This window comes from Tenacibaculum profundi (assembly GCF_052050075.1).
Lineage (GTDB): Bacteria > Bacteroidota > Bacteroidia > Flavobacteriales > Flavobacteriaceae > Polaribacter.
Map to the genome: position 1 here is coordinate 375,075 of NZ_CP197225.1, position 21,606 is coordinate 396,680.

Annotated in this window: 17 protein-coding genes; 14 read left to right on the forward strand and 3 right to left on the reverse strand. The window is 28.5% G+C overall.

Annotated elements, in window-relative coordinates; genetic code table 11:
• Positions 1-14: 14 nt before the first annotated feature.
• A complete protein-coding gene (locus ACSIGE_RS01375) occupies positions 15-2,198 on the forward strand; it encodes a TonB-dependent receptor (RefSeq protein WP_440881003.1) in 2,184 nt (727 codons plus the stop codon).
• Between the two features lie 5 nt (positions 2,199-2,203).
• Positions 2,204-2,617, forward strand: coding sequence for a Fur family transcriptional regulator (locus ACSIGE_RS01380; RefSeq protein WP_440881004.1), 414 nt, complete (start codon positions 2,204-2,206; stop codon positions 2,615-2,617).
• 194 nt (positions 2,618-2,811) lie between these two features.
• On the opposite strand, the gene ACSIGE_RS01385 is transcribed toward ACSIGE_RS01380, so the two are convergent.
• Entirely contained in the window at positions 2,812-4,188 is a 1,377-nt protein-coding gene (locus ACSIGE_RS01385; protein ID WP_440881005.1) for a vanadium-dependent haloperoxidase, read from the reverse strand.
• A gap of 160 nt (positions 4,189-4,348) precedes the next feature.
• Here ACSIGE_RS01385 and ACSIGE_RS01390 point away from each other — a divergent pair, with 160 nt between their 5' ends.
• The 4 genes from ACSIGE_RS01390 (at position 4,349) to ACSIGE_RS01405 (ending at position 8,160) form a co-directional block, all read left to right on the forward strand.
• A complete protein-coding gene (locus tag ACSIGE_RS01390; RefSeq protein ID WP_440881006.1) occupies positions 4,349-5,476 on the forward strand; it encodes a methionine aminotransferase in 1,128 nt (375 codons plus the stop codon).
• Positions 5,477-5,659: 183 nt separating this feature from the next.
• The gene (locus ACSIGE_RS01395; RefSeq protein WP_440881007.1) at positions 5,660-6,079 is read left to right on the forward strand and encodes an ABA4-like family protein; all 420 of its coding nucleotides are present in this window, start codon (positions 5,660-5,662) and stop codon (positions 6,077-6,079) included.
• Positions 6,080-6,332: 253 nt separating this feature from the next.
• Positions 6,333-7,385 (forward strand): sensor histidine kinase, encoded by a 1,053-nt coding sequence (locus tag ACSIGE_RS01400; protein ID WP_440881008.1) that lies wholly within the window; start codon positions 6,333-6,335, stop codon positions 7,383-7,385.
• 22 nt (positions 7,386-7,407) lie between these two features.
• Positions 7,408-8,160, forward strand: a complete 753-nt coding sequence (locus tag ACSIGE_RS01405; protein ID WP_440881009.1) for a LytR/AlgR family response regulator transcription factor — start codon at positions 7,408-7,410, stop codon at positions 8,158-8,160.
• A gap of 182 nt (positions 8,161-8,342) precedes the next feature.
• Here ACSIGE_RS01405 and ACSIGE_RS01410 read toward each other — a convergent pair whose 3' ends face one another.
• Positions 8,343-10,685, reverse strand: a complete 2,343-nt coding sequence (locus ACSIGE_RS01410) for a TonB-dependent receptor domain-containing protein (protein WP_440881010.1) — start codon at positions 10,683-10,685, stop codon at positions 8,343-8,345.
• 648 nt (positions 10,686-11,333) lie between these two features.
• Here ACSIGE_RS01410 and ACSIGE_RS01415 point away from each other — a divergent pair.
• The 6 genes from ACSIGE_RS01415 to ACSIGE_RS01440 all read left to right on the forward strand — a co-directional run bounded on the left by ACSIGE_RS01415 (position 11,334) and on the right by ACSIGE_RS01440 (position 17,501).
• Complete coding sequence (locus ACSIGE_RS01415; RefSeq protein ID WP_440881011.1) at positions 11,334-11,939, forward strand: sensor histidine kinase; 606 nt, start codon at positions 11,334-11,336, stop codon at positions 11,937-11,939.
• Positions 11,936-12,652 (forward strand): LytR/AlgR family response regulator transcription factor, encoded by a 717-nt coding sequence (locus tag ACSIGE_RS01420; RefSeq protein WP_440881012.1) that lies wholly within the window; start codon positions 11,936-11,938, stop codon positions 12,650-12,652. The genes ACSIGE_RS01415 and ACSIGE_RS01420 overlap by 4 nt, the downstream gene beginning before the upstream one ends.
• Before the next feature lie 164 nt (positions 12,653-12,816).
• Entirely contained in the window at positions 12,817-13,416 is a 600-nt protein-coding gene (locus ACSIGE_RS01425) for a DUF6642 family protein (RefSeq protein WP_440881013.1), read from the forward strand.
• Positions 13,417-13,694: 278 nt separating this feature from the next.
• Positions 13,695-14,840: a vWA domain-containing protein gene (locus ACSIGE_RS01430; protein WP_440881014.1), complete on the forward strand. Its 1,146-nt coding sequence runs from the start codon at positions 13,695-13,697 to the stop codon at positions 14,838-14,840.
• A gap of 52 nt (positions 14,841-14,892) precedes the next feature.
• Positions 14,893-16,356, forward strand: coding sequence for an AAA family ATPase (locus ACSIGE_RS01435; RefSeq protein WP_440881015.1), 1,464 nt, complete (start codon positions 14,893-14,895; stop codon positions 16,354-16,356).
• 143 nt (positions 16,357-16,499) lie between these two features.
• The gene (locus ACSIGE_RS01440; RefSeq protein WP_440881016.1) at positions 16,500-17,501 is read left to right on the forward strand and encodes a metal-dependent hydrolase; all 1,002 of its coding nucleotides are present in this window, start codon (positions 16,500-16,502) and stop codon (positions 17,499-17,501) included.
• Between the two features lie 207 nt (positions 17,502-17,708).
• Here the strand turns inward: ACSIGE_RS01440 and ACSIGE_RS01445 are convergent, their stop codons facing one another.
• The gene (locus tag ACSIGE_RS01445; protein ID WP_440881017.1) at positions 17,709-18,728 is read right to left on the reverse strand and encodes a hypothetical protein; all 1,020 of its coding nucleotides are present in this window, start codon (positions 18,726-18,728) and stop codon (positions 17,709-17,711) included.
• Between the two features lie 562 nt (positions 18,729-19,290).
• Here ACSIGE_RS01445 and ACSIGE_RS01450 point away from each other — a divergent pair.
• Both ACSIGE_RS01450 and ACSIGE_RS01455 read left to right on the forward strand, forming a co-directional pair.
• Positions 19,291-19,914, forward strand: coding sequence for a hypothetical protein (locus ACSIGE_RS01450; RefSeq protein WP_440881018.1), 624 nt, complete (start codon positions 19,291-19,293; stop codon positions 19,912-19,914).
• Positions 19,892-20,911 (forward strand): M12 family metallopeptidase, encoded by a 1,020-nt coding sequence (locus tag ACSIGE_RS01455; protein ID WP_440881019.1) that lies wholly within the window; start codon positions 19,892-19,894, stop codon positions 20,909-20,911. Before ACSIGE_RS01450 ends, ACSIGE_RS01455 begins: the two co-directional genes overlap by 23 nt.
• Positions 20,912-21,606 lie beyond the last annotated feature (695 nt).

Below are 21,606 nucleotides of genomic sequence, written 5' to 3' on the forward strand. Positions count from 1 at the left end.
TCAATATAAATTAAATGTATAAATACGTGTTGAACATATTGTTCATAATTACATTTTGTGTATCTATAAATGCACAAAAATCAAATATTAAAATAAAAGTTGTTAGTAACCTTGTAAATGAGCCATTAATAGGAGCTACGATTTATTTTAAAGAATTAAAAAAAGGAGCGAATACAAACTTTGAAGGTATAACAGAAGTTATGAATATTCCCAAAGGAAATTATAATGTATCCATTTCATTTATTGGTTATCAAACGATTAATACCATGATAAAAACTCCAACGGATCATCTTTTAACTTTCAAATTAGAGGAAATAAGTAACGAACTTGAAACTGTAGTAATACAAACCACTAGAAGTACAAGAACAATCAAAAGAATTCCCACTAGACTTGAGTTTATTGGAGCTGAAGAATTAGAAGAAAAAGCCATTATGAACCCCTCTAATATTTCTATGGTGTTAAGAGAAAGCACAGGAATACAAATGCAACAGACTTCTTTAAGTAGTGGTAACATGAATATACGTATTCAAGGTTTAGAAGGACGTTATACGCAATTATTAAGAGATGGATTTCCTTTATATGGAGGTTTTTCAAGTGGTTTAAGTATTTTGCAAATCCCCCCATTAGATTTAGAACAATTTGAAATTATAAAAGGAAGTTCCTCAACATTATATGGAGGAGGGGCTATTGCTGGATTGGTTAATATGGTTTCTAAAAAACCTGAATTTACCCCATCTTTGGATTTAATGTTTACTCAAACACAAGTTAAAGGAAGTACTGCAAATATATTTTATAGTAAAAGAGGCGAAAAAGTAGGTCTTACAGTTTATGGATCAGGACACTATCAAAATGCTTTTGACCCAGAAGGTGACCACTTTAGTAACCTCCCAGAAACACATTCTGTTTCTTTAAATCCTAAACTTTTCTATTACCCTTCAGAAAAAACAAATATCTCATTTGGACTTAATGGAACTTACGATAATAGAATTGGTGGTGATATTAATAAAATAAATAATGGAAAAAATGGAATTCATCAATACACGGAAGAGAATATATCAAAAAGATTAAGTAGTCAATTTATATACGAGACCCAATTAGATTCTTTGAGCTATTTTCAAATAAAAAATAGTTTTTCTTTTTTTGAACGAAAATTAAGTATCCCAGATTTTCAATTTAAGGGAAAACAAAGAAATTCGTTTACCGAAATTACGTATAACAAATTGTTTAATAGAGGTCATTGGACTTTTGGAGCAAATTTATATACTTCAGATTTTAATGAGGATAAAAAATCTCAATTAATAAGAGATCAAAATGACCTTACTTACGGAACGTTTGTCAATAATATTTACGATTTATCGAGGCATTTGATTTTAGAGTCTGGATTACGAATTGATTATACTGATGATTTTGGTTTTTTTCCATTACCTAAGGTAGCATTGCTTTATAAAAATAAAATGTTTTCTTCAAGGATAGGAGGAGGGTTAGGGTATAAGATACCTAACATATTTACAGAAGAAGCTGAAAATATTAATTTTCAAAATATTGTAAGTATTAATAAAAATTTGATAAAACCTGAATATTCTTATGGTGTGAATCTGGATGTTAATTTTAACAAAAATATATCAGATAAATTAACCATATCTATAAACCAGTTATTCTATTTATCATCGATTAAAAATGGACTTTTATTAAATGATTTGAATAATGGATTTTTTAATTTTGAAAATGCTAAAGGTAAAATCACTAGTAGAGGTGCTGAAACTAACCTTAAATTTTCGTACGAATCTTTTAGGTGGTTCTTAAATTATGCATTTATAGATACCCAATTGAATTACCTTCCAGGAAATCCCCAAAAACCATTAACAGCAAAACATAGCGCAGGAAGTGTTTTAATGTATGAATCAAAAAAATGGCGCATTGGTTATGAAACATACTATTTTGGGCGTCAATTTTTATCAGATAGAACAAAAACTAAAGATTTTATTACCATGGGATTATTATTAATGCGTAATTTTAAGTTTGGTAGTTTGTTTGCTAATTTTGAAAATTTTACAGATCAAAGGCAAAGTAATTTTTCACCTTTAGTACTTCCTCCACACGAAAAACCTAAATTTCCTGAAATATATGCACCTACGGATGGATTTATATTTAGTTTAGGTATAATTATTAAACCTTTTGGAAATAACCATGAAGATTAAGTAATATGAATAAGATAGAGAGGTTATTTATATCAAAAAATATTCGTGTAACAGCTATGCGTTTGCTTATTTATAATCTACTTGAAAGTAAAAAAATAGCTGTGGCACTTGGCGATATTGAAAAAGCCTTTGATAAGTCCGATAGAACCACTTTATACAGAACAATAAAAACATTTGAAGAAAATGCAATTGTACATCAAATTGACGATGGCACTGGGGTTGTAAAATACGCTTTATGTAAACAAGGTTGTAAATGTCAAATAGAAAAAGATTTACATTTACATTTTAGATGTAATTCATGTAATCAGACAATTTGTCTATTAGATTATAAAATACCTCCAATTCAAGTCCCTATAGGTTTTGTTTCAGAAGATATTAATATGGTTATCAAAGGTATCTGTGCTACATGTAATGTATAGGACTATAAATCATAAGTTATGTTGAAATAAAAAGTTAGATTTTTTCTAGTATACATTCCGTATAACCAATTGATAAGTATAAAATTAAAATTGGAAATGAAAAATAACCACTGTCTTCTTAAACAGTGGTTATTTGATTATTATAATGTATGTGAAAGGTTTTAACCTTTATTTATGGAAAAAATAATTAATTATTATTCGAATAACTGAATCACATTTTTTCCGATATTATAACCTTGTTCCAAGCCATTATCTATAGCTTCTTGATAATGGATACCTCCATACAACCTTGAAATAGCTGCTTCTTCTGCCATTGCAATAAAATTTTCAAAATACCTTGGTGTTCCGTTAATATCTGTACGATGCTCATGTGTTTTATCTGTAAAACTATAATTTTCACCAAAAATTGAACCTAAAATTTGGGCAAGAACTCCTGATTGAACTGAGTGCCCTGAGGTGTATTCAGGAAATGGAGGGGTTATTAAAATAGGTGACCAGCCGGCATCAATATATTTATTAATATAGGTAATAGGACGAACATAATTAGTTTCGTATTTTGTTTTCCAACAAGAAATAAAAGCATCGTTAATTCCGATAGCAAGCATAGCAAATGCTTCTGAAGATTGATAAATATTGAATTCATTCTCTTCAATCAATTGATTTAGAATTGCAATAGAATGCCCAGGTGGTGTCGCTGAAGTTTCAGGATCATCTGACCAGAATTCAGCAATGATTATTTCTTCTTCTGAAACGTTGTTAACCGCCTCATAAACTGCAAAAGCTCTTTTGTAAAAAATAGAATTTACATCAGTGGAATATGCTGGTGGTGTTGAAGGTTGTACATCTTGTATGTTAGAATTAAGGAAAGGTCTGTTATTACCCCAAAAGGGTTGCAAAGCTGATAAGAAATCAGGCCCTGTCGGTTTCCAAAACTGCTCTCCCTGTTTTGGGCTATAATCATCAGTAAAATTAGAAAATTGACAATCTAGACCACCATCAGTTTCAGACCATGCTATAATCTGTGAGGTAACTTGATTTCCCAGTGCAATGGATTGATTTAAAATAGTTTTATTTGTATTAATTGAAAAAATAGAATTGTACTGCTCTCTCAATTTTAAAATACTTTTTTTGTTAACATCTGTAGCATTTTTATAAAAATAAGTCATCATATTTGCCAAAATAGTATTGGCAACGCTTGACCAATTATACAACTTTGTATTATCATAATTTATGGTAATATTTAGCTCGGTTAATTTATCAGAAAGACTATTTTTTTCTATCATTCCAAGTTGTATTCCCTCATACAGAGCAATACCTGTATATCCAAATGCCCTTGCAGCTACAGGTGGAGTATAACCGGATGTTTCTGTAGTAAGCTTTTTCATTAAATTGAACCAATCCACCACTACATTTGAACTATATTTATCGGGAGTATTATTTTCTAAATTAACATCATTTACTTCATCAGTACTACAAGAATAAAAGTAAATGAAAATGAATAGTATCCTAAGGGATGTTGTTTTTTTAAGAAGTATTTTACACCAAAATGTTTTTTTTCTTTTTGATTTCATAAATAAATATTAATTTTTGATCAAAATACCTAAAAAGTAATAGGAAATCAAAAAATATTTCGTTCAATTACTAAAAAGTTTAGATAAAGTAATATCAAAAAGTCCAGCATCAATAATTGATATTTTCAAAGTTTTTTTAAAACCTTTAAAACCAAAACCAATGACTAAATTGAAAAATACAGAAACTAGTATATTCAGCGTAATTTCTAAGATGTCTCATCAGTATAAAGCAATTAATTTAGCGCAAGGTTTTCCAGATTTTGATATTGCTCCCCGTTTAATAGAAATAGCCAAAAACTCTTTTAGTAAAAATATTCATCAATATACACCTATGACAGGCTTACCTAGTTTATTAGATAAAATAGTTGATATAACATATAGACATTATAAAAGAAAGGTAAGTGCCTCTTTGAATTTATTAATTACAGCAGGAGCAACACAAGGGATTTATACTACAATTAATGCCCTTGTAAAACAGGGAGATGAAGTTATTATTTTAGACCCTTCTTATGACAGCTATCAACCTTCTGTATTGGTTGCTGGCGGGGTGCCAGTTCGTATTTCCCTAAATAATGATTTCTCTCCTAATTTTAACAAAATAGAAAGTGCCATTACTTTAAAAACAAAGATGATTATCATAAACAATCCCCATAATCCAACAGGTAAAATTTGGGATGAAAGAGATTTTAACTTTTTAGAATTACTTTTGGATAAGTACCCTGATATTATTTTATTAAGTGATGAAGTCTATGAACACATTTCTTTTAAGCATAACCATATTTCTGTAAATACAAGACCTAAGCTTATAGATAAAACTGTTATAATTTCATCATTTGGTAAGTCATTACATATAACAGGTTGGAAAATAGGATATCTAATTGCTCCAGAAAATATAATGTATGAAATCAAAAAGGTTCACCAATTTTTAGTTTTTAGTATTAGTAGTACCTCTCAATATATTTTATCTGAATATCTAAAAGAAGTTAAATTCAATGGTATAGCAATAATGTATGAAAGAAAGCGTTTGCTTTTTAGAGAATATCTTAAAGGTAGTAGATTTAAGCTTTTACCTTCTGAAGGAACCTATTTTCAGTTGATTAATTACGAAGAGATTAGCTCTAAAAAGGATACTGAATTCGCTAGGGATTTGATAAAAAAGTTTGGTGTTGCTACCATTCCTATATCTGTTTTTTATAAGAACAAAACAGATAACAAAACACTACGTTTATGTTTTGCTAAAACAGATAAAACGTTAACAGCTGCTGCTGATATACTGTCAAGTATTTAACTTCATTCAGTAGTTATTCATAAAAATATTTTTCATTTTTATGTCTGTAACAACTTAAGACAACCTTTGATACGACGATTCAAAGACCTTATACTTCATTTCAAAAGGTTTCTTTTCTGAAAACCTACTATTTAGTTCAAATTTGCCGGGTAATTTTAAATAAATATAAATAATTCAAAACATATGACACCTTCATTAGTTTTTTCAATCGTCAGCACAATAGTAACTCCAATGTGGTTACTACTAGTTTTTCTACCCAACCATAAAATAACAAGATGGTTAATTGAAATTAAGTTTATTCCTGTTTTATTATCTTTAGTTTATGCCTCTTATATTATACCTTCTTTATTGAGTAATGGAATGATGGATTTTGGAGATTTAGCATCTGTAGTAGAGTTATTTACAGATGAAAAAAAGGTGTTGGCTGGATGGACACATTTTTTAGCTTTTGATCTTTTTCTTGGTATGTGGATGGTAGAAAAGAACGATACTTTAAAAATACACCCAGTACTTATGGCACCTATTTTAATAACAACACTTATGTTTGGTCCGATAGGTTTTTTATGTTTTATGTCAATTAAAATATATAAAGAAAAAGTATAAACAGATCTAAAAAAGTAATTTAAGGATTATAATTATTGAACCATAATAAATTTGGAAATCTATTCCTTATGTAATACGTAGCACTATTTGCACGGTGCACAAATAATTCCGTTATTCGTATCGTAAATAAGTGTAATGGTAAATATCAATAAGTAATAGCACTCGTTTTTTGATACTTTTGTTAACTTAAATTAACTTTTTATTAAAAAATATCCTATTTAAGTAATAATGTAGTAATTTTATAATTAAATCTATGGCTCTATTTAATAAAGAAAAACGTATAAAATCTCTAGGGTTTAATGATATTTGGTTTTCGTTTGCAGGTATTTTTTTTATTAGCATTATATTATTTTACTTACTCAATAAGGCATCAAACGAAACAAGCTTTCATATTATATTTATTAGATGGGGTATTTTTTTATGTTTTACCATTTTAGATTGGATTATCATTAGGACTATTTTAATCTTCCTAAGAACAAAATACAATGACTTTAAAAACGATATAAAACGAACAACTATTTTATTTTTCTCTCTTATAATTGTCATCATTTCAGTTGAATTTATAGGAGGTTTTTTACTTTCTTTAATTTTTGGACTTTTGGGTACTGAATATACCCACAGTTTAGACTTAAAAATATTGATAACGACTATAATCACGACACTCATGATAATGGCTATTTACGATGCTATTTATTACTATATAAGGCTTAAAAAATCCATTAGAGTTGAAGAGCAAGTCAAACAAATAATGGTGCAAGCACAACTGGATACTCTAAGAAACCAAGCGCAGCCTCATTTTTTATTTAATAGTTTAAATACATTGAGAGATGTTATAGATCAAGAATCCAAAGAATATGCAATCAATTTTGTTGATAATTTATCGAATGTTTATCGCTTTATTCTCGATTCTGCTGCTACCAATACAATTTCAATTAGGGAAGAGCTCAAATTTGTAAGAGCTTACGTTTACATACAGCTGGAAAGGTTTGGAAATAATTTGCAAATTAAATGGAATATACCACCAGATAAAGAGACTTGTTTAGTAGTTCCAATGAGTCTTCAGCTTTTAATTGAAAATGCCATAAAGCATAATATTATTTCTAAGGCAAAACCACTTGTTATCACTATTAACATTAAAGATGATCATTTAGTAGTTAGAAATAAAATTCAGTTAAAATCCACGAAAATTCCCTCTACCAAAATAGGACTAAAAAATATACAAAAGAGATATAAATTAATATCAAGTAAAACACCTGAAATTATAAATGAAGGCAACGATTTTATCGTAAAATTGCCTTTACTTTAATTTTATAACTAAATTATAAACAATGGAAATTTTAATTATTGAAGATGAACAACGTGCAGCGAGACAATTAGATAAGTTGTTAAAAAATAGTTCTTTTGATTTTCAAATATTATCCGTAATTGATAGTATTGAAGAAGCTGTCTTATGGTTTAAAGATAACCCTTACCCTGATTTAATTTTTATGGATATTCAATTAGCAGATGGTTTGAGTTTTGAAATTTTTCATAAAATTGAAATAAACGTTCCAATTATTTTTACAACTGCTTTTGATCAATACGCCATTCGTGCATTTAAAGTTAATAGTATCGATTATTTATTGAAGCCTATTCAACAAGAAGACTTGAATAATGCCTTAAATAAGTTTAATAAATCTAAGCCAGAAGTTATTGAACCGCTTGTTTTAAAAGAACTTTTGAATTCGTTGCAAACTTCTAAAAGAAGAAAAGGTATACTTGTGAAAGAGGGGAATAGCTTTATTCAGATACAAACTTCTGAATTAGCCTATATTTATTCTCAAACAAGTATTACATTTGGGATTACACTTGACAATAGAAGGTTTATTATTGATGAAACTTTAGACAATTTGTTTGATTCTTTAGAGCTTTCTGAATTTTATAGAATCAATCGTGGACAAATTGTTATGAGGTATGCAATAAAAAAAATAGAGCCATACTTTAATCATCGATTAAAATTACAGATTTTAAATTCAAGAGATTTAGAGTTTGTTGTTAGCAGACAAAAAACTACAGACTTTAAAGAATGGTTGAATAGTTAGTGAAATTTTTCTATTCATTTATAATTTAAATAAAAAACACACACAACAACCTGTATTAAGTTGTTGAATTCTAGCGCTATAGTGTATAAAATTTAATAAACTAAATTTATTTTGAATAGTTATTTAAAAAGAAAGACTGATTTCAATTATCAGTCTTTCTTTTTTTTAAAACAAAACCTTAATTAACTCCGTTTTGTGTATTCTCTTCGTTTTCTCTGACGGTTCTTGTTCGCTAAATTATTATTACCAAATTTAAAATTATATTTTAACGTTAAATATAAGTATCTGGAAGAAGGAGAAATAAATCTTCTATTGAAAGTAAATCCATTAACGTCTCCAATAGCGCTATTTAATCTTGAATTGAAAATATCATTTGTTCTCAAAGTTATACTACCCTTTTTCTTCAAAATATCTTTTCGAAAAGCCAGATTTATATAAGTTATCCCCCCCAATTCTTCTTGAGGGCTAGTTCTTCTCGGAGCAATAGTAATATTGGCTTGAATACTAAAGTCATCAAAAGGTTTAAATGTATTATTAATCCTATAATCTTGACTAAATGTTTCATTATTTAAAAATTGAATATTATTATATTTTCCTAAATAATAAGTTGCATTTAAATTAACATTCCACCAATTAGCAAATTTAAATTTAGAGTATAACTCCAACCCATAAATGGTACTATTACCAATATTTTGTGGGGAAATTATTCTATTATTACCTTCAATAGTATTAAAAAAACGAATTGTATTTTCTTTTCCATTAAGAAATAATGAAGAGTTTAAGTTAAAACCTTTAAAATCTTTAGAATAACTAAATTCTATCTTATTCGAATATTCTGGCCTCAAATCTGGATTACCCCTAAATTGAGAATATTGATTTATTTGATTGGTAGTATTGCTAATCCACCAAAAATTAGGTCTAGATATTCGGCGACTATAACTTAAAGAAAAATTATGCCCATTCTTTTCATAAGAGCTACTCAAGGAAGGAAATAAATTAGTGTAATCATAACTCATAATACTTTCATTAGCAGACAATCTAATATTTGTATATTCTCCGCGTAACCCCATTTTAACTTTAAACTTGCCAATATTTTTATCTAAAACACCATATAAAGCATATATTTCATCGTTATAAAAATAATCAGCATTGATATTTGTAATATTTGGATTGGTTACAACCACTCTTTGTATTTCGTTTAGGTCTCTGAAATCACCACGCAATCCAAATTCCCAAGTTCTATGATCATTGCTATTGTAATAATCAGCACTCATAGTTAAAATATTACTATCACTTTTTAAGTCTTCAATCCTAGTTCCTTCAATTCTATCTCCAGTAGTTTTTTGATCAACATCTGAATTGAAAGGTGATATAGAGAAATTAGCATCTATCTCAAAGTAATGATTAGATTTATCAAATTCTTTTCTATAATTTAAATTATAATTAGTATTCTGTCCCCCACCATTGTCAATGGTCATAACGTTTAATAATGTAGGAGAAGTTGGTATTGAATTAAGGCGTTGCTCTGTTTTGTTTGCATCAAGACTGCTATATCTAAATTTACTAAATTCTATAAATCCTGAAATTGTATTAGTTGAGTCTATATAATAATCAACTCCTCCTTTTACATAAGCAGGAGACTCCCAAGTATTCAATCTATTTAAATCTGTGAAAAAAGAAAGATTTTGACGTTCCTCTTCATTAGTACTGTCAAGCTCGTAGTATCCTTTATAATAACTATAATCCGTAAATACCTTTACTTTATTTGTGGTATAACTTGCATTTAAATTTCCATTATGTCTAGGCTTATCTCCAGTACCGGCTCCAAGAGAAATATTAATATAACCTCCTTTTAAATATGATTTTTTGGTGATTATATTGATAACACCAGACAGACCTTCTGCTTGATATTTAGCTGATGGATTATTAATAATCTCTATTTTATCAATAGCTTCAGAAGGTATTTGTTGTAAAAGCCGATCGTTGGGCAGAGATGAATTTCTTCCATTTACCAATATCTTTATATTTTGATCACCCCGGAGACTTATATTATTCGTTTCGTCAACGGTGATTGAAGGTAATTGATTTAATATTTCACCTGCTCCAGCACCTGTTGCCAATAAATCTTTACCAATATTTATAATTTTACGATCACTTTTGTGCTGAACTGTGGTTAACTCAGCCTGAATTACAACGTCTTCTAATATGGTGGCGTCCGTTTCTAATTTGATAGATAACATATTGGTATCTTTTACTGGAATAGCAATCGGTAACTCAATAGTTTTATAACCGATAAAACTTACTTTTAATTTATATTCTCCTTCGAGTACGTTATCAATTGTAAATATTCCATCTTCAGAAGTTATTACGCCTTTAATTACATTTTGATTTTGATAAAGTACAATGTTAGCCCAAACGATAGCCTCGTTTGTCTTTGCATCAAAAACGTTTCCCTCTATTGTATGTTGAGCAAACGTTGTATTGTAAACCATAAAAAAAATTAATGAACTTATTATTCTTTCCATACTCATATTTCTATATCTTTAATTTAAATTTAAAACTAGAATGATAAGTCTTTAATTAAAAACAAAGTGTACAAATATGAGATGATGATGTATAAAAGCTTTAATGGTACATTTCATCAGTTGATACATTTATAAAAAGCGTTTCATCTTAATCAATATTACTTTCATACATTTTTTTTGGAGTCAATAAAAGGATAACTACCTTTATATGTAATTTTAAGAGTCGTATTTTAACCAAAAAGTATGAATTATAAATTTTTAGTAAAACCAATAACACACTTATTTTTTTGGGTGTTGTATTTTTTTATTGTGTTCATTCTAAAACCCTATTACGGAAAAGAACCAACAAGTTGGTATGATAGAATAGACATAAAACTATTAATTATAGTATTGCCTTTAACCTACGCTAATGAGTTTTTTTTACTACCTTATTTTTTTAAGAAAAAGCGATACTTAAATTACCTTACATATTCTTTTATAATTATAGCTTTACTTTTTATAGTTACTACATTTTATTGTTATTATATTATTAATTGTTACTGTGAGTATACGATTTGCTTGGGCAGTAACTTATGGAAATTTTTATTACCACTTATTTTTTTATCATTAATTTGGTTTTTGTTCTTATTATTTGAGAAACAAAAGCAATTGGAGTTATCAGATAAAGAACGGCTTGAAATTGAGTTGAAATTTTTAAAATCTCAAATAAACCCACATGTGTTATTTAATAACATGAATACGGTATACGCTCAGGCAGTAAAAGGCAGCGATAATGTAGCTGAGATGATTCTTATGCTTTCCGAAAATTTAAAATATATTTTATACCAAAGTGAAGTTAAAACAATTGCATTAGAAGAAGAAATTGGGTTCATAGATAATTATTTAGAGTTTCAAAAATTAAGGACAGAAGGTATAAATCGAGTTATTTTTAATAAGAATATTACTTCCTATAATTATAAAATAGCCCCTTTGCTACTTATTAGTCTTATTGAAAATGCTTTTAAACATAGTACTTATAAAGAAGATGCACTGAGTGACATTGTAATAGAATTAAATGTAAATGATGGTGTACTTAAATTTTATTGTTCCAATGAGTTTGCAATGGACGGGACTACAAGACATACAGAAGGCTTTCAAATTGGGCTTAAAAATTTAAAAAAACGACTGCATTTGTTATATCCCAATACACATAGTTTTACTATTCTCAAAATAGAAAACACATTTATTGCTCAATTAGAAATTATTTTACAATGACCTGTATTATTATAGAAGATGAAATACCCGCTCAAGAAATTCTTGTATCCTATATTCATAAAATTCCTGATTTAGAAATCAAAGGGGTCTTTAATTCACCTATAAAAGCGAATACTGTTTTAAAAAAAGAAAATATAGACCTGTTATTTTTAGATATTAATTTACCAACGATCTCAGGACTTAATTTTTTAAAAACACTTTCAAATCCACCAAAGGTAATAATGACCACCGCCTACGCAAACTATGCGGCTGAAAGTTTTGAATATGAAAGTATTATAGATTACTTGTTAAAACCTTTTAGTTTTGAGAGGTTTTTAAAGGCCATTAATAAACTAGATACAAAGCAGCAATTAAATACCAGTATTATAAAAACGGATGTTCTTGAAATAACTCAGAATGAAGATGCCGTTTTTATTAATGTAGACAAAACACTTCATAAAGTAGATTTAAATTCGATAATTTATGTTCAATCAGATCGAAACTATGTAACAGTGGTTACAAAAATAAATAGCCTTACTTTTATTGATAGCCTAAAAAAATGGAATAACTATCTTAAAAAGGATCATTTTATTCAAGTACATAAGTCATTTATAATTAATCTAAACTATATAGAGAAAGTAACCGGAAACATTGTTTATATTAATCAACAAAAAGTACCTGTTGGAAAGACGTTTAAAGAAACTTTATTTCAAAAAATAAAACCTATTAATTAATTTACAAGTTAAGCCAGCTAAAAAGAAAAATATTATTGTCTATCAATAGAATAGAGGAGAGGCTTGCGAGAATTTGAAGTTTGTTATATTTTAATGTTTGAAATCACTTTTAAAAAAATAAAATAGTTGTATTATTTTTGCGTTTTAGCTTCAAAAACTAAGATTTGTTAGAAAGAAAACAGCATTTACCGGAAGAAAATTATTTACCTACAGATTATTTTATATTCTGCTTAGAGGCTGTTCGTGATATTGAAATAATAGAAACTACCCGAACGCAAAAAAAATTAGAGGAGTTAGCTATGCAATATGGAATTACAAGTGTTCATAAAACTTGTGACACCATTGAAGCTTTAGAAGGCAGTTTAAATACGTTAGTTTTAGATGATCATAATTTTAAAAATTACGAAATCATATATTTGGTAATGGAAGGAGAAGCAAATAGTATTTGCCTGAACAACTACTATTATAGCCTACAAGAAATTGCAGAAATTTTTGAAGGAAAATTAAATGGTAAGTTACTTCATTTTTCTAGCGCAAAAATTCTTGATTTAGATGAAGAAGAAGCTCAGTATTTCCTTGACATAACAGGAGCTAAAGGTATTTCTGGATATGGAAACAACTACCCTGAAGTTTCTAGTGCTAATTTAGACAAAGTTTTCTTTAATCTTTTTGAAGAAGATGATGATATGTTAAATGTAGTTGAAAAATTATATCAAAAGCACTATAAAGTATGTAAACTATTAGACTTTAGGCTTTATTATTAAAAATATAATAATTTTGTTGCGAGTTGTTTTTTATTATAAGGTTTGGGCTATAAAAGATTAGATACTAAATCTAGTATCTAAGTTAACAATAGGAAAAAAATATCAAAAGTTGTAATTTTTTAAATTTGTAAAAAACGCTACAAAGGGGACATTATTTTACTTCTCATAAAAGAAAAAGAAGCTTTAATGGATTCTTTTAACTAATTTATATACATTATAATTTATCTATTAAAAGATAATAACTGGTTTTAAAAAACAAATAGTCGTATTTTTATAACATGGTTAAACAGTACACAAAAGGGTTACGTTTTGAAAAGTTTAAGGAAAAAGAAATCCCCCCATTTGATAAATTATTTGATATCTTCAAAGAATTACTTACTTATACTTCTGGAGATTTTGATGAAGCGTTTACTTGGTTAAAACAATTAGATAAAGAATATAAGCTAACTACTCCTGAATATACATTGGATGATTTTTTGGAAGATTTAAAAAATAAAGGCTATATAAGGGAAGAATTTGGTGATAGTACCGGTAATGGAGATGACCCAAATGACAAGAAAATAAAAATTACTTCAAAAACAGAACAAGCCCTGCGACAAAATGCATTAAATCAAATTTTTGGAAACTTAAAAAAACACGGTGCTGGTAATCATAAAACAAAAAAAAGTGGTGCAGGAGATGAGCTTACAGGAGAATTTAGAGATTATAATTTTGGAGATTCCTTAGATAGAATTTCTATGACAGAAAGCATTAAGAATGCGCAGGTTAATAATGGAATAGGTAATTTTTCGTTGACGGATCAGGACCTTATTGTGCAAGAAACAAATTTTAAAGCTCAAATGAGCACTGTATTGATGATTGATATTAGTCATAGCATGATTCTATACGGAGAAGACAGAATTACTCCTGCCAAAAAGGTAGCAATGGCGTTAACAGAACTTATTAGAACTCGTTACCCTAAAGATACCATGGATATTTTAGTTTTTGGAAACGATGCTTGGATGATTTCCGTTAAAGATTTACCTTATCTAAAGGTAGGTCCGTATCATACCAACACCGTAGCAGGTTTGCAACTTGCATTAGATATTTTAAGGAGAAAAAGAAATACCAATAAGCAAATCTTTATGATAACGGACGGAAAACCTAGCTGTTTAAGGTTATCTGATGGCACTTATTATAAAAACAGTAATGGTTTAGATAGTTATATTGTTGAAAAATGTTACAATATGGCCGCTCAAGCTAGAAAATTGCACATCCCCATTACCACATTTATGATAGCAAAAGACCCTTATTTAATGCAATTTATTCAGCATTTTACGGTTGCCAATCAAGGAAAAGCTTTCTATACTGGTTTAAAAGGTTTAGGAGAAATGATTTTTGAAGATTACGAACAAAACAGAAAAAGAAATATTCGAAAATTTTAATAAGAACAACAATAAAAAAGTATTCTCTACATACTTTATTACAATATTTAACATGAATCACCAGAATATAAAAACATTAGGAGCCCTAAAAGCATCAGGTTATCAATCGCTTTCAATAAAAGACGAATTACGAAATAACCTTATCAAAAAATTAAAGCAACAAGAAACTGTTTTTACAGGAGTTTGGGGATATGAAGACTCTGTAATTCCAGAACTAGAAACAGCTATTTTATCGAAACATAACATCAACCTTTTAGGACTAAGAGGGCAGGCAAAAACAAGGCTAGCTAGGTTAATGGTTACGTTACTTGATGAATATATACCTATTGTAAAAGGATCTGAAATTAATGACGATCCTTTATACCCTTTATCAAGATACGCTAAAGAGTTGATTGCTGAACATAAAGATGAAACTCCTATTTCTTGGGTGCATAGAGAAGAGCGTTTTTTTGAAAAATTAGCTACTCCTGATGTAACTGTAGCAGACTTAATTGGAGATGTGGATCCTATCAAGGCGATGAATTTGAAATTAAATTATGCAGATGATCGTGTAATACATTTTGGAATGATTCCAAGAGCCAACCGGTGTATCTTTGTTATTAATGAAATACCTGACTTACAAGCTCGAATTCAAGTTTCTCTTTTTAACATTCTACAAGAAGGAGATATTCAAATAAGAGGTTTTAAATTGCGGTTACCTTTAGATATACAGTTTGTATTTACGGCAAATCCTGAGGATTATACAAATAGAGGAAGTATTGTAACTCCGTTAAAAGATCGTATTGGTTCTCAAATTTTAACACACTATCCCAAAACCATCGAAATTGCTAAGAAAATTACAGCGCAAGAGGCTACTTACTTAGCGGAGCAAAAAACTAAAATATATGTTCCTGATATGGCTAGAGATATCATAGAGCAGTTAGTGTTTGAAGCAAGAAAAAGTGAATATGTAGACTTAAAAAGTGGGGTAAGTGCCCGAATGAGTATTGCTATTTTTGAAAATCTTTTAAGTACTGCCGAGCGAAGAAGTTTACTGAATGAAGAAACAGAAACATCGGTGAGAGTACTCGATTTTTTAGGAACTATTCCTGCTATAACAGGTAAAATGGAATTGGTTTACGAAGGAGAGCAGGAGGGAGCTGATATTGTGGCTCATCTTCTACTAAACAGTGCTATCAAAACAATTTTTAATACCTTATTTCCTGAAATCAAGAAATTAAGGAAAGACGATGAGACCTCACCATACGATGCAATTTCAGAATGGTTTACAACAAAAGAGGCGGTGGAGTTGCTTGATGATATGGACGATTTATATTTCAAAGAACAATTAAATTCCATTGTTCCTTTGACTTCATTAATAAAAAAATATCAGCCAAATACTACTGAAAAAGACATCTCTTTCTTACAAGAATTTATACTTTGGGCATTGTCAGAATATAAAATCTTGAGTAAAGAGCGTTTCAATACAGGCTATCAATTTAATGATCCTTTTAGTAATTATATTAATGGGATTTAAAATAATTTTTCAAACAAACACACGATTCAAAATAGTAATCACAAGCATAAGCATTTTTTTTAAAATGATACTCAAAACAAATTGAAGAGGTTGTGTGATTAAGCATTAAAAAAGTAATCATTATAAAATATAATTAGAAAAAATTGGATTCACTTACCCAAATTGTATTAGGTGCTGCCGTTGGAGAAGCTGTTTTAGGTAAAAAAATTGGTAATAAAGCATTACTTTACGGAGCTATTGGAGGCACAATTCCTGATTTAGATGTATGCTTAGGTTTATTTACAGATACTATTACAGCGATAGAATTACATCGAGGTTTTAGTCATTCTATTTTATTTTCCATATTTATGGCACCTCTTCTAGGGTGGCTTGTGAATAAATTGGAGTACAAAAAAAATCTAGGTTGGCAAGCATGGACGAAACTATTTTTTGGAAGCTTAATTACACATCCTTTATTAGATGCATTTACTACATGGGGAACTCAATTATGCTGGCCTTTTGATATAAAGGTAGCTTTCAATGCTATTTTTGTTATTGATCCTTTGTATACACTACCATTACTCGTGGGATGCATTGGTGTAGCATGTTTTCAAAAAAATCTAAAACTCAGAACACGTCTCAATAAAATGGGACTCATACTTTCTACAACCTACTTATTAAGTACCCTAATTTTAAAATTTTATGCCCATCGAACAATTGAAACAGCATTAAAAAATCAAGGTATCGAATATACAACAATTAGTTCGCGACCATCCCCTTTAAATACCATTTTATGGAATGCCAATATTGATACAAAAGATTATTATCTTACAACTGATTATTCTTTTTTCGATACCCAACCTATACAATTCAAAAAATACCCCAAACTTCGTGAAAAATCAGCTGATTTAATTAAGTATACTAACATTCAGAGGCTTATAAAAATTGCAGAAGGTTGGTACATTATTGAAAAAAAAGATGGGCAATGGTACTTTAACGATTTACGTTTTGGGGTTATTCCAAGAGAGGATGGCTCTTCTTTTTTCGCCTTTTCTTATCTACTAGAAGAAAAAGAAAGAAAAATTCAAGCAACGGAAACACCAAAAAACCAACGAGATGCCAAATTTTTAATACAAACACTTTGGAAACGTTTACAGGGTAATTAAAAAGTGTAAAGTTGATGCTTTTATGGTAATCATAATTGCACGAGTAATCAGTTTCACTTATTCAACAAAGGGTATATCAATGATTTTATTAATACGTTTTTATTACTTACTAAAGATCTATATACATAGATATACCTTTACTAAATTTTAAATAAAAAAAACACCTAAAATAGGTGTTTTTTATTGTAACTTTTTTAAAACTGTTAGTTAGCTTTCGGGTATCAGAGATAATTTTCCGGAAAAATTAACTCCTTGATTTCGGTTATTCATTATTATTTTTTCCGATAATGATTCGTTTATACCTATATGTTTATCAAATATCCATATAAAAAAGGGGTGTGTTGTATTTTCATAAGATTTCGGTCTTATTGTAATAATAACATTTGGATGACTATTTAAAACAGTTGACGGTCTTCTAAGATCTAAGGGAAAATCTAGATTTGAGAATTTGCCGTTAGGATCCTCAATAAAATCTTCTCCAACAAATGGATAAACAGAATTAGCCCCCTTAAATTCATTATTAAATGAAGTACCGTAAATACTAGTGTCAGCTTGAGATATATTTGTGAATTTTCCAATGGGAAGATGAACAATGTTGTCCGCTGGGGTATTATCATCTAATAATATCCATGCGCCATATTCCCAATTTTCACCTAAAACAGGAAAGTTTTCGAACCCTCCAGTAGTAGCAGAAAGATCATTAATAAACCAGATTCCATTGTGATTTCCTCCGACGGAACCTGCAGAGGGAGCATTAAGAAAAAAGCTAGCTTTAGAATTAAGAAAACTTTCATTTTCTGAATTAAAGAGTCCATCTTCAAAGGATAAAGATATAGGGTTTGATGAAAGGTTTCCCGAGCCTTTGCATAAGATCCAATTAGATGGTTCTGATGGCTTTTTATAACTTTCTTCAACAGTTATAATAATATCTATATCTTCTTCTATCAATTCTTCTTGTTTTATCAAAATTTTTTTTCTACTGGGATGTAAACTGTCTCTTAAAAACAGAAATGATTTTAGGAAAATATACTTATTTTCTCCTTTTTTTGAAACCCATAAGTAATTTCTAAGATTTAAATCATTAGGTATATTTTTTGGGAAATTACTTAGGTTTAGATTTAAAGTGTATACTTTTTCGGTTTCAGGAGGTGGACTGTAAGTATCATCACATGATGCCATTAATAAAATCAAAGAAAAAACTATTGATATTTTTTTAATTATTTTCATTTTATTTTTTTATTAAAAAATCTATTTTTTGACAAAAATACACTTTAATTAAAAATAAAATGAAGTCTCACTCTGTTTCTAACATAAATTATAAATATAGATCATTCTCTTAACAATACAGAATGATGCTTATCATGAACCATACAAAAAGATTGATATAAAATTAAGTACTCTTTTTACAAAGGAAAATTTTAGGTGTATATAGTTCTATTCAATAGAACTAAAACAACTACACAAAACTTTAATTAAAACAAAAGGTTATTATTTGTAGGTAGTGTACATTACTAACAATGACATAAATATAGGTTCAAATGTCTAGTTATAAGCTTCTTATAAATCAAATATCAGAAGTGAAAGAAATTACAAATATTTCTTTTAAAACACTGATTATGATATATTTACGTTTTTTAAACTATTTTGATTTTCGAATAATGCAAAATATAAATAATGAATCAAGAAGAATTACAAATGTTAAAATATAGCCAATCACTATAAAGTAATACATTTGTAATACCCTTACTATTTAGCAGAAAAAATATTTTAATTTTTAAACCCTTTAATTATGAAAAATTTTTTTTTGTTAATCCTTATGCTTTGGTCCTTTATGTGCTTTTCTCAAGATCAAGCTTATAACTATACTAACATATCTTTAGATGGATGGCTGTTAGTAAACAATCAAGGAACTTCCAATGGTCTCGATAATGGCGTAGTATTTGGCACATCCTATGTTTGGGACTCTGGTGAGAGAATTGCAAGTAACAGAAAAAGTGGCGGTTACGGGCCTAAAAATGGTTTGAATTTCTTAACCAATTCTTCTATTAGAATGTGTATTGCTAACAATGGAAATATTGGAATAGGAACTAATAACCCTCAAAAAAAATTGAGTGTTAGTGGGACTATTTTGACAAAAGATATTGAAATTTCTAGTGACTCTTCGGACTGGCCTGATTATGTTTTTGAATCAAATTATAATTTAAAACCTATTGAGGAATTAGAAACCTTTATTTCTAAAAACAAACATTTACCTAACTTTAATTCTAAAAGAGCAATAAAAAAGTATGGAAGTTATAGTATTGATGATACTACGAAAAATCTTTTACAAACTGTAGAAGAATTATCACTTTACATTATTCAGCTTAATAATAAAATTAAAAAACTAGAAAATGAAGTTAAAAATAAAAACTAAATTATACTTCTTTCTTTATTATTCTATTTTAGTTTTATTCACTTCTTGTTACGACGATAAAGGAGTTTTTACCGACATAAAAAAGGATAATTTAACCAATAATGAAAAAATAATTATTGGAGAAAGCTTAGGTAATATTAACCTATATATAGATAAACACAAAGAAGATAATTTCTTAATCTTACTAGGAGATATGTTAATTCCAAAATCTTCAGTTAATATTTTAAAAATATATAACGTTAATGAATTTGAAATTGAAGATATTGATAATGATATTGCATATTTTAAAAAAAAGTACAGTACAGAAACTACGAAGCTTCGATCATCCATTAACTCTAACATATTGTATGGCGCAGAATTATGGGAAGGTCGATGGATTCATTTTGCTTTTAATGACAAAAATAATTTTAGTAAAAAACAATATGCTACAATTTTCAAAGCAATGAGCCATTGGGCTAATAAAACCAATATGAGGTTTAAAATTGTACCTGCTAATTCTCATTTAAAAAAAATAACAATCTTTAAAAAATCGTCAGGTTGTAATTGCTCTGTCGGATCAGTAGAAGGTAGTATGAATTTGTCTTTAACATGTGATTTTCAGTCAATTGTTCATGAAATAGGACACGCAGTTGGATTTGGACATGAGCATCAACGTCCGAAGAGAGATTCTTATTTAGCAAATTTTCATACTAATAAAGATTACCAATTTATAAAAGAAGGAATGAATAAACTCGGAGAAAATGGAAAATCTATAGTCGCTACTTTAAAAGCAAATCTGAGTAAAGAAAGTGTTTATGATGATTCACTTCCTTTTGACTATAATTCGGTTATGTTATATGGCTCTTGGCCCAGAAATCATCTAATTTTACGCGATTTCCTTAAGAGAAATAATTTACCCGTTTACACTCATTTAAACGGAGATCCTGTAGAAAGACCTAATTTTGGCCTTACTTCCATTGATATTAGAAAAACCTATGTAGCGTATCGTGGCTTATAAACACAAATCATAAAATGAATGAGTCTTTTCTTTTGAAAGACTCATTTTTTATTCTGCTTTTTTATTTTAGTTAGCTGGAAATCTTTACTGAAACTTCATTAAGCTAGATAAACTTAATTAATATTTATATTCTTAATAAAATATATATTATATGTATACAATACATAATGAACAACTGAATTTAAATCTAAAAGTTCATTTATATCCCATAATAAATATTAATGAACCTATATTATCTCTAGCGGTCTTTTTAATTTCCCTTTACGTTAACAATAAACTGTTTGTAGTCTAATTAATAAAAAACGGAATGTTTATTGTTTAGCAGAAAACCAAACCAATGTTAAATGATCCAAGCAATGAATAATCTTAGAAACGATAATATTCTGGGCTATTTACACATAATATAGAATTATAGCTTACGAATAAACTTAACGTATCGAAAATGGCTGTAACATAATTGTTGACGATATAAAACACTAGCGTGTTAATTATATCTATAATTATTTTAAATACACAGTATTCGCCATTTTACTCAAAACAATATATTTGTACTATAATGTACTGCGTTATGTTACTTTGCTTTGGAAAAAAGCGTTAGCAATAGACAATTTTCTCCAATTTTTTTAAACTCAAAAGTTTATTTAAGGATGTTAATTGGACATGCTTTTTGCTTAAAGGGCAGAGGAGAAGAGGTT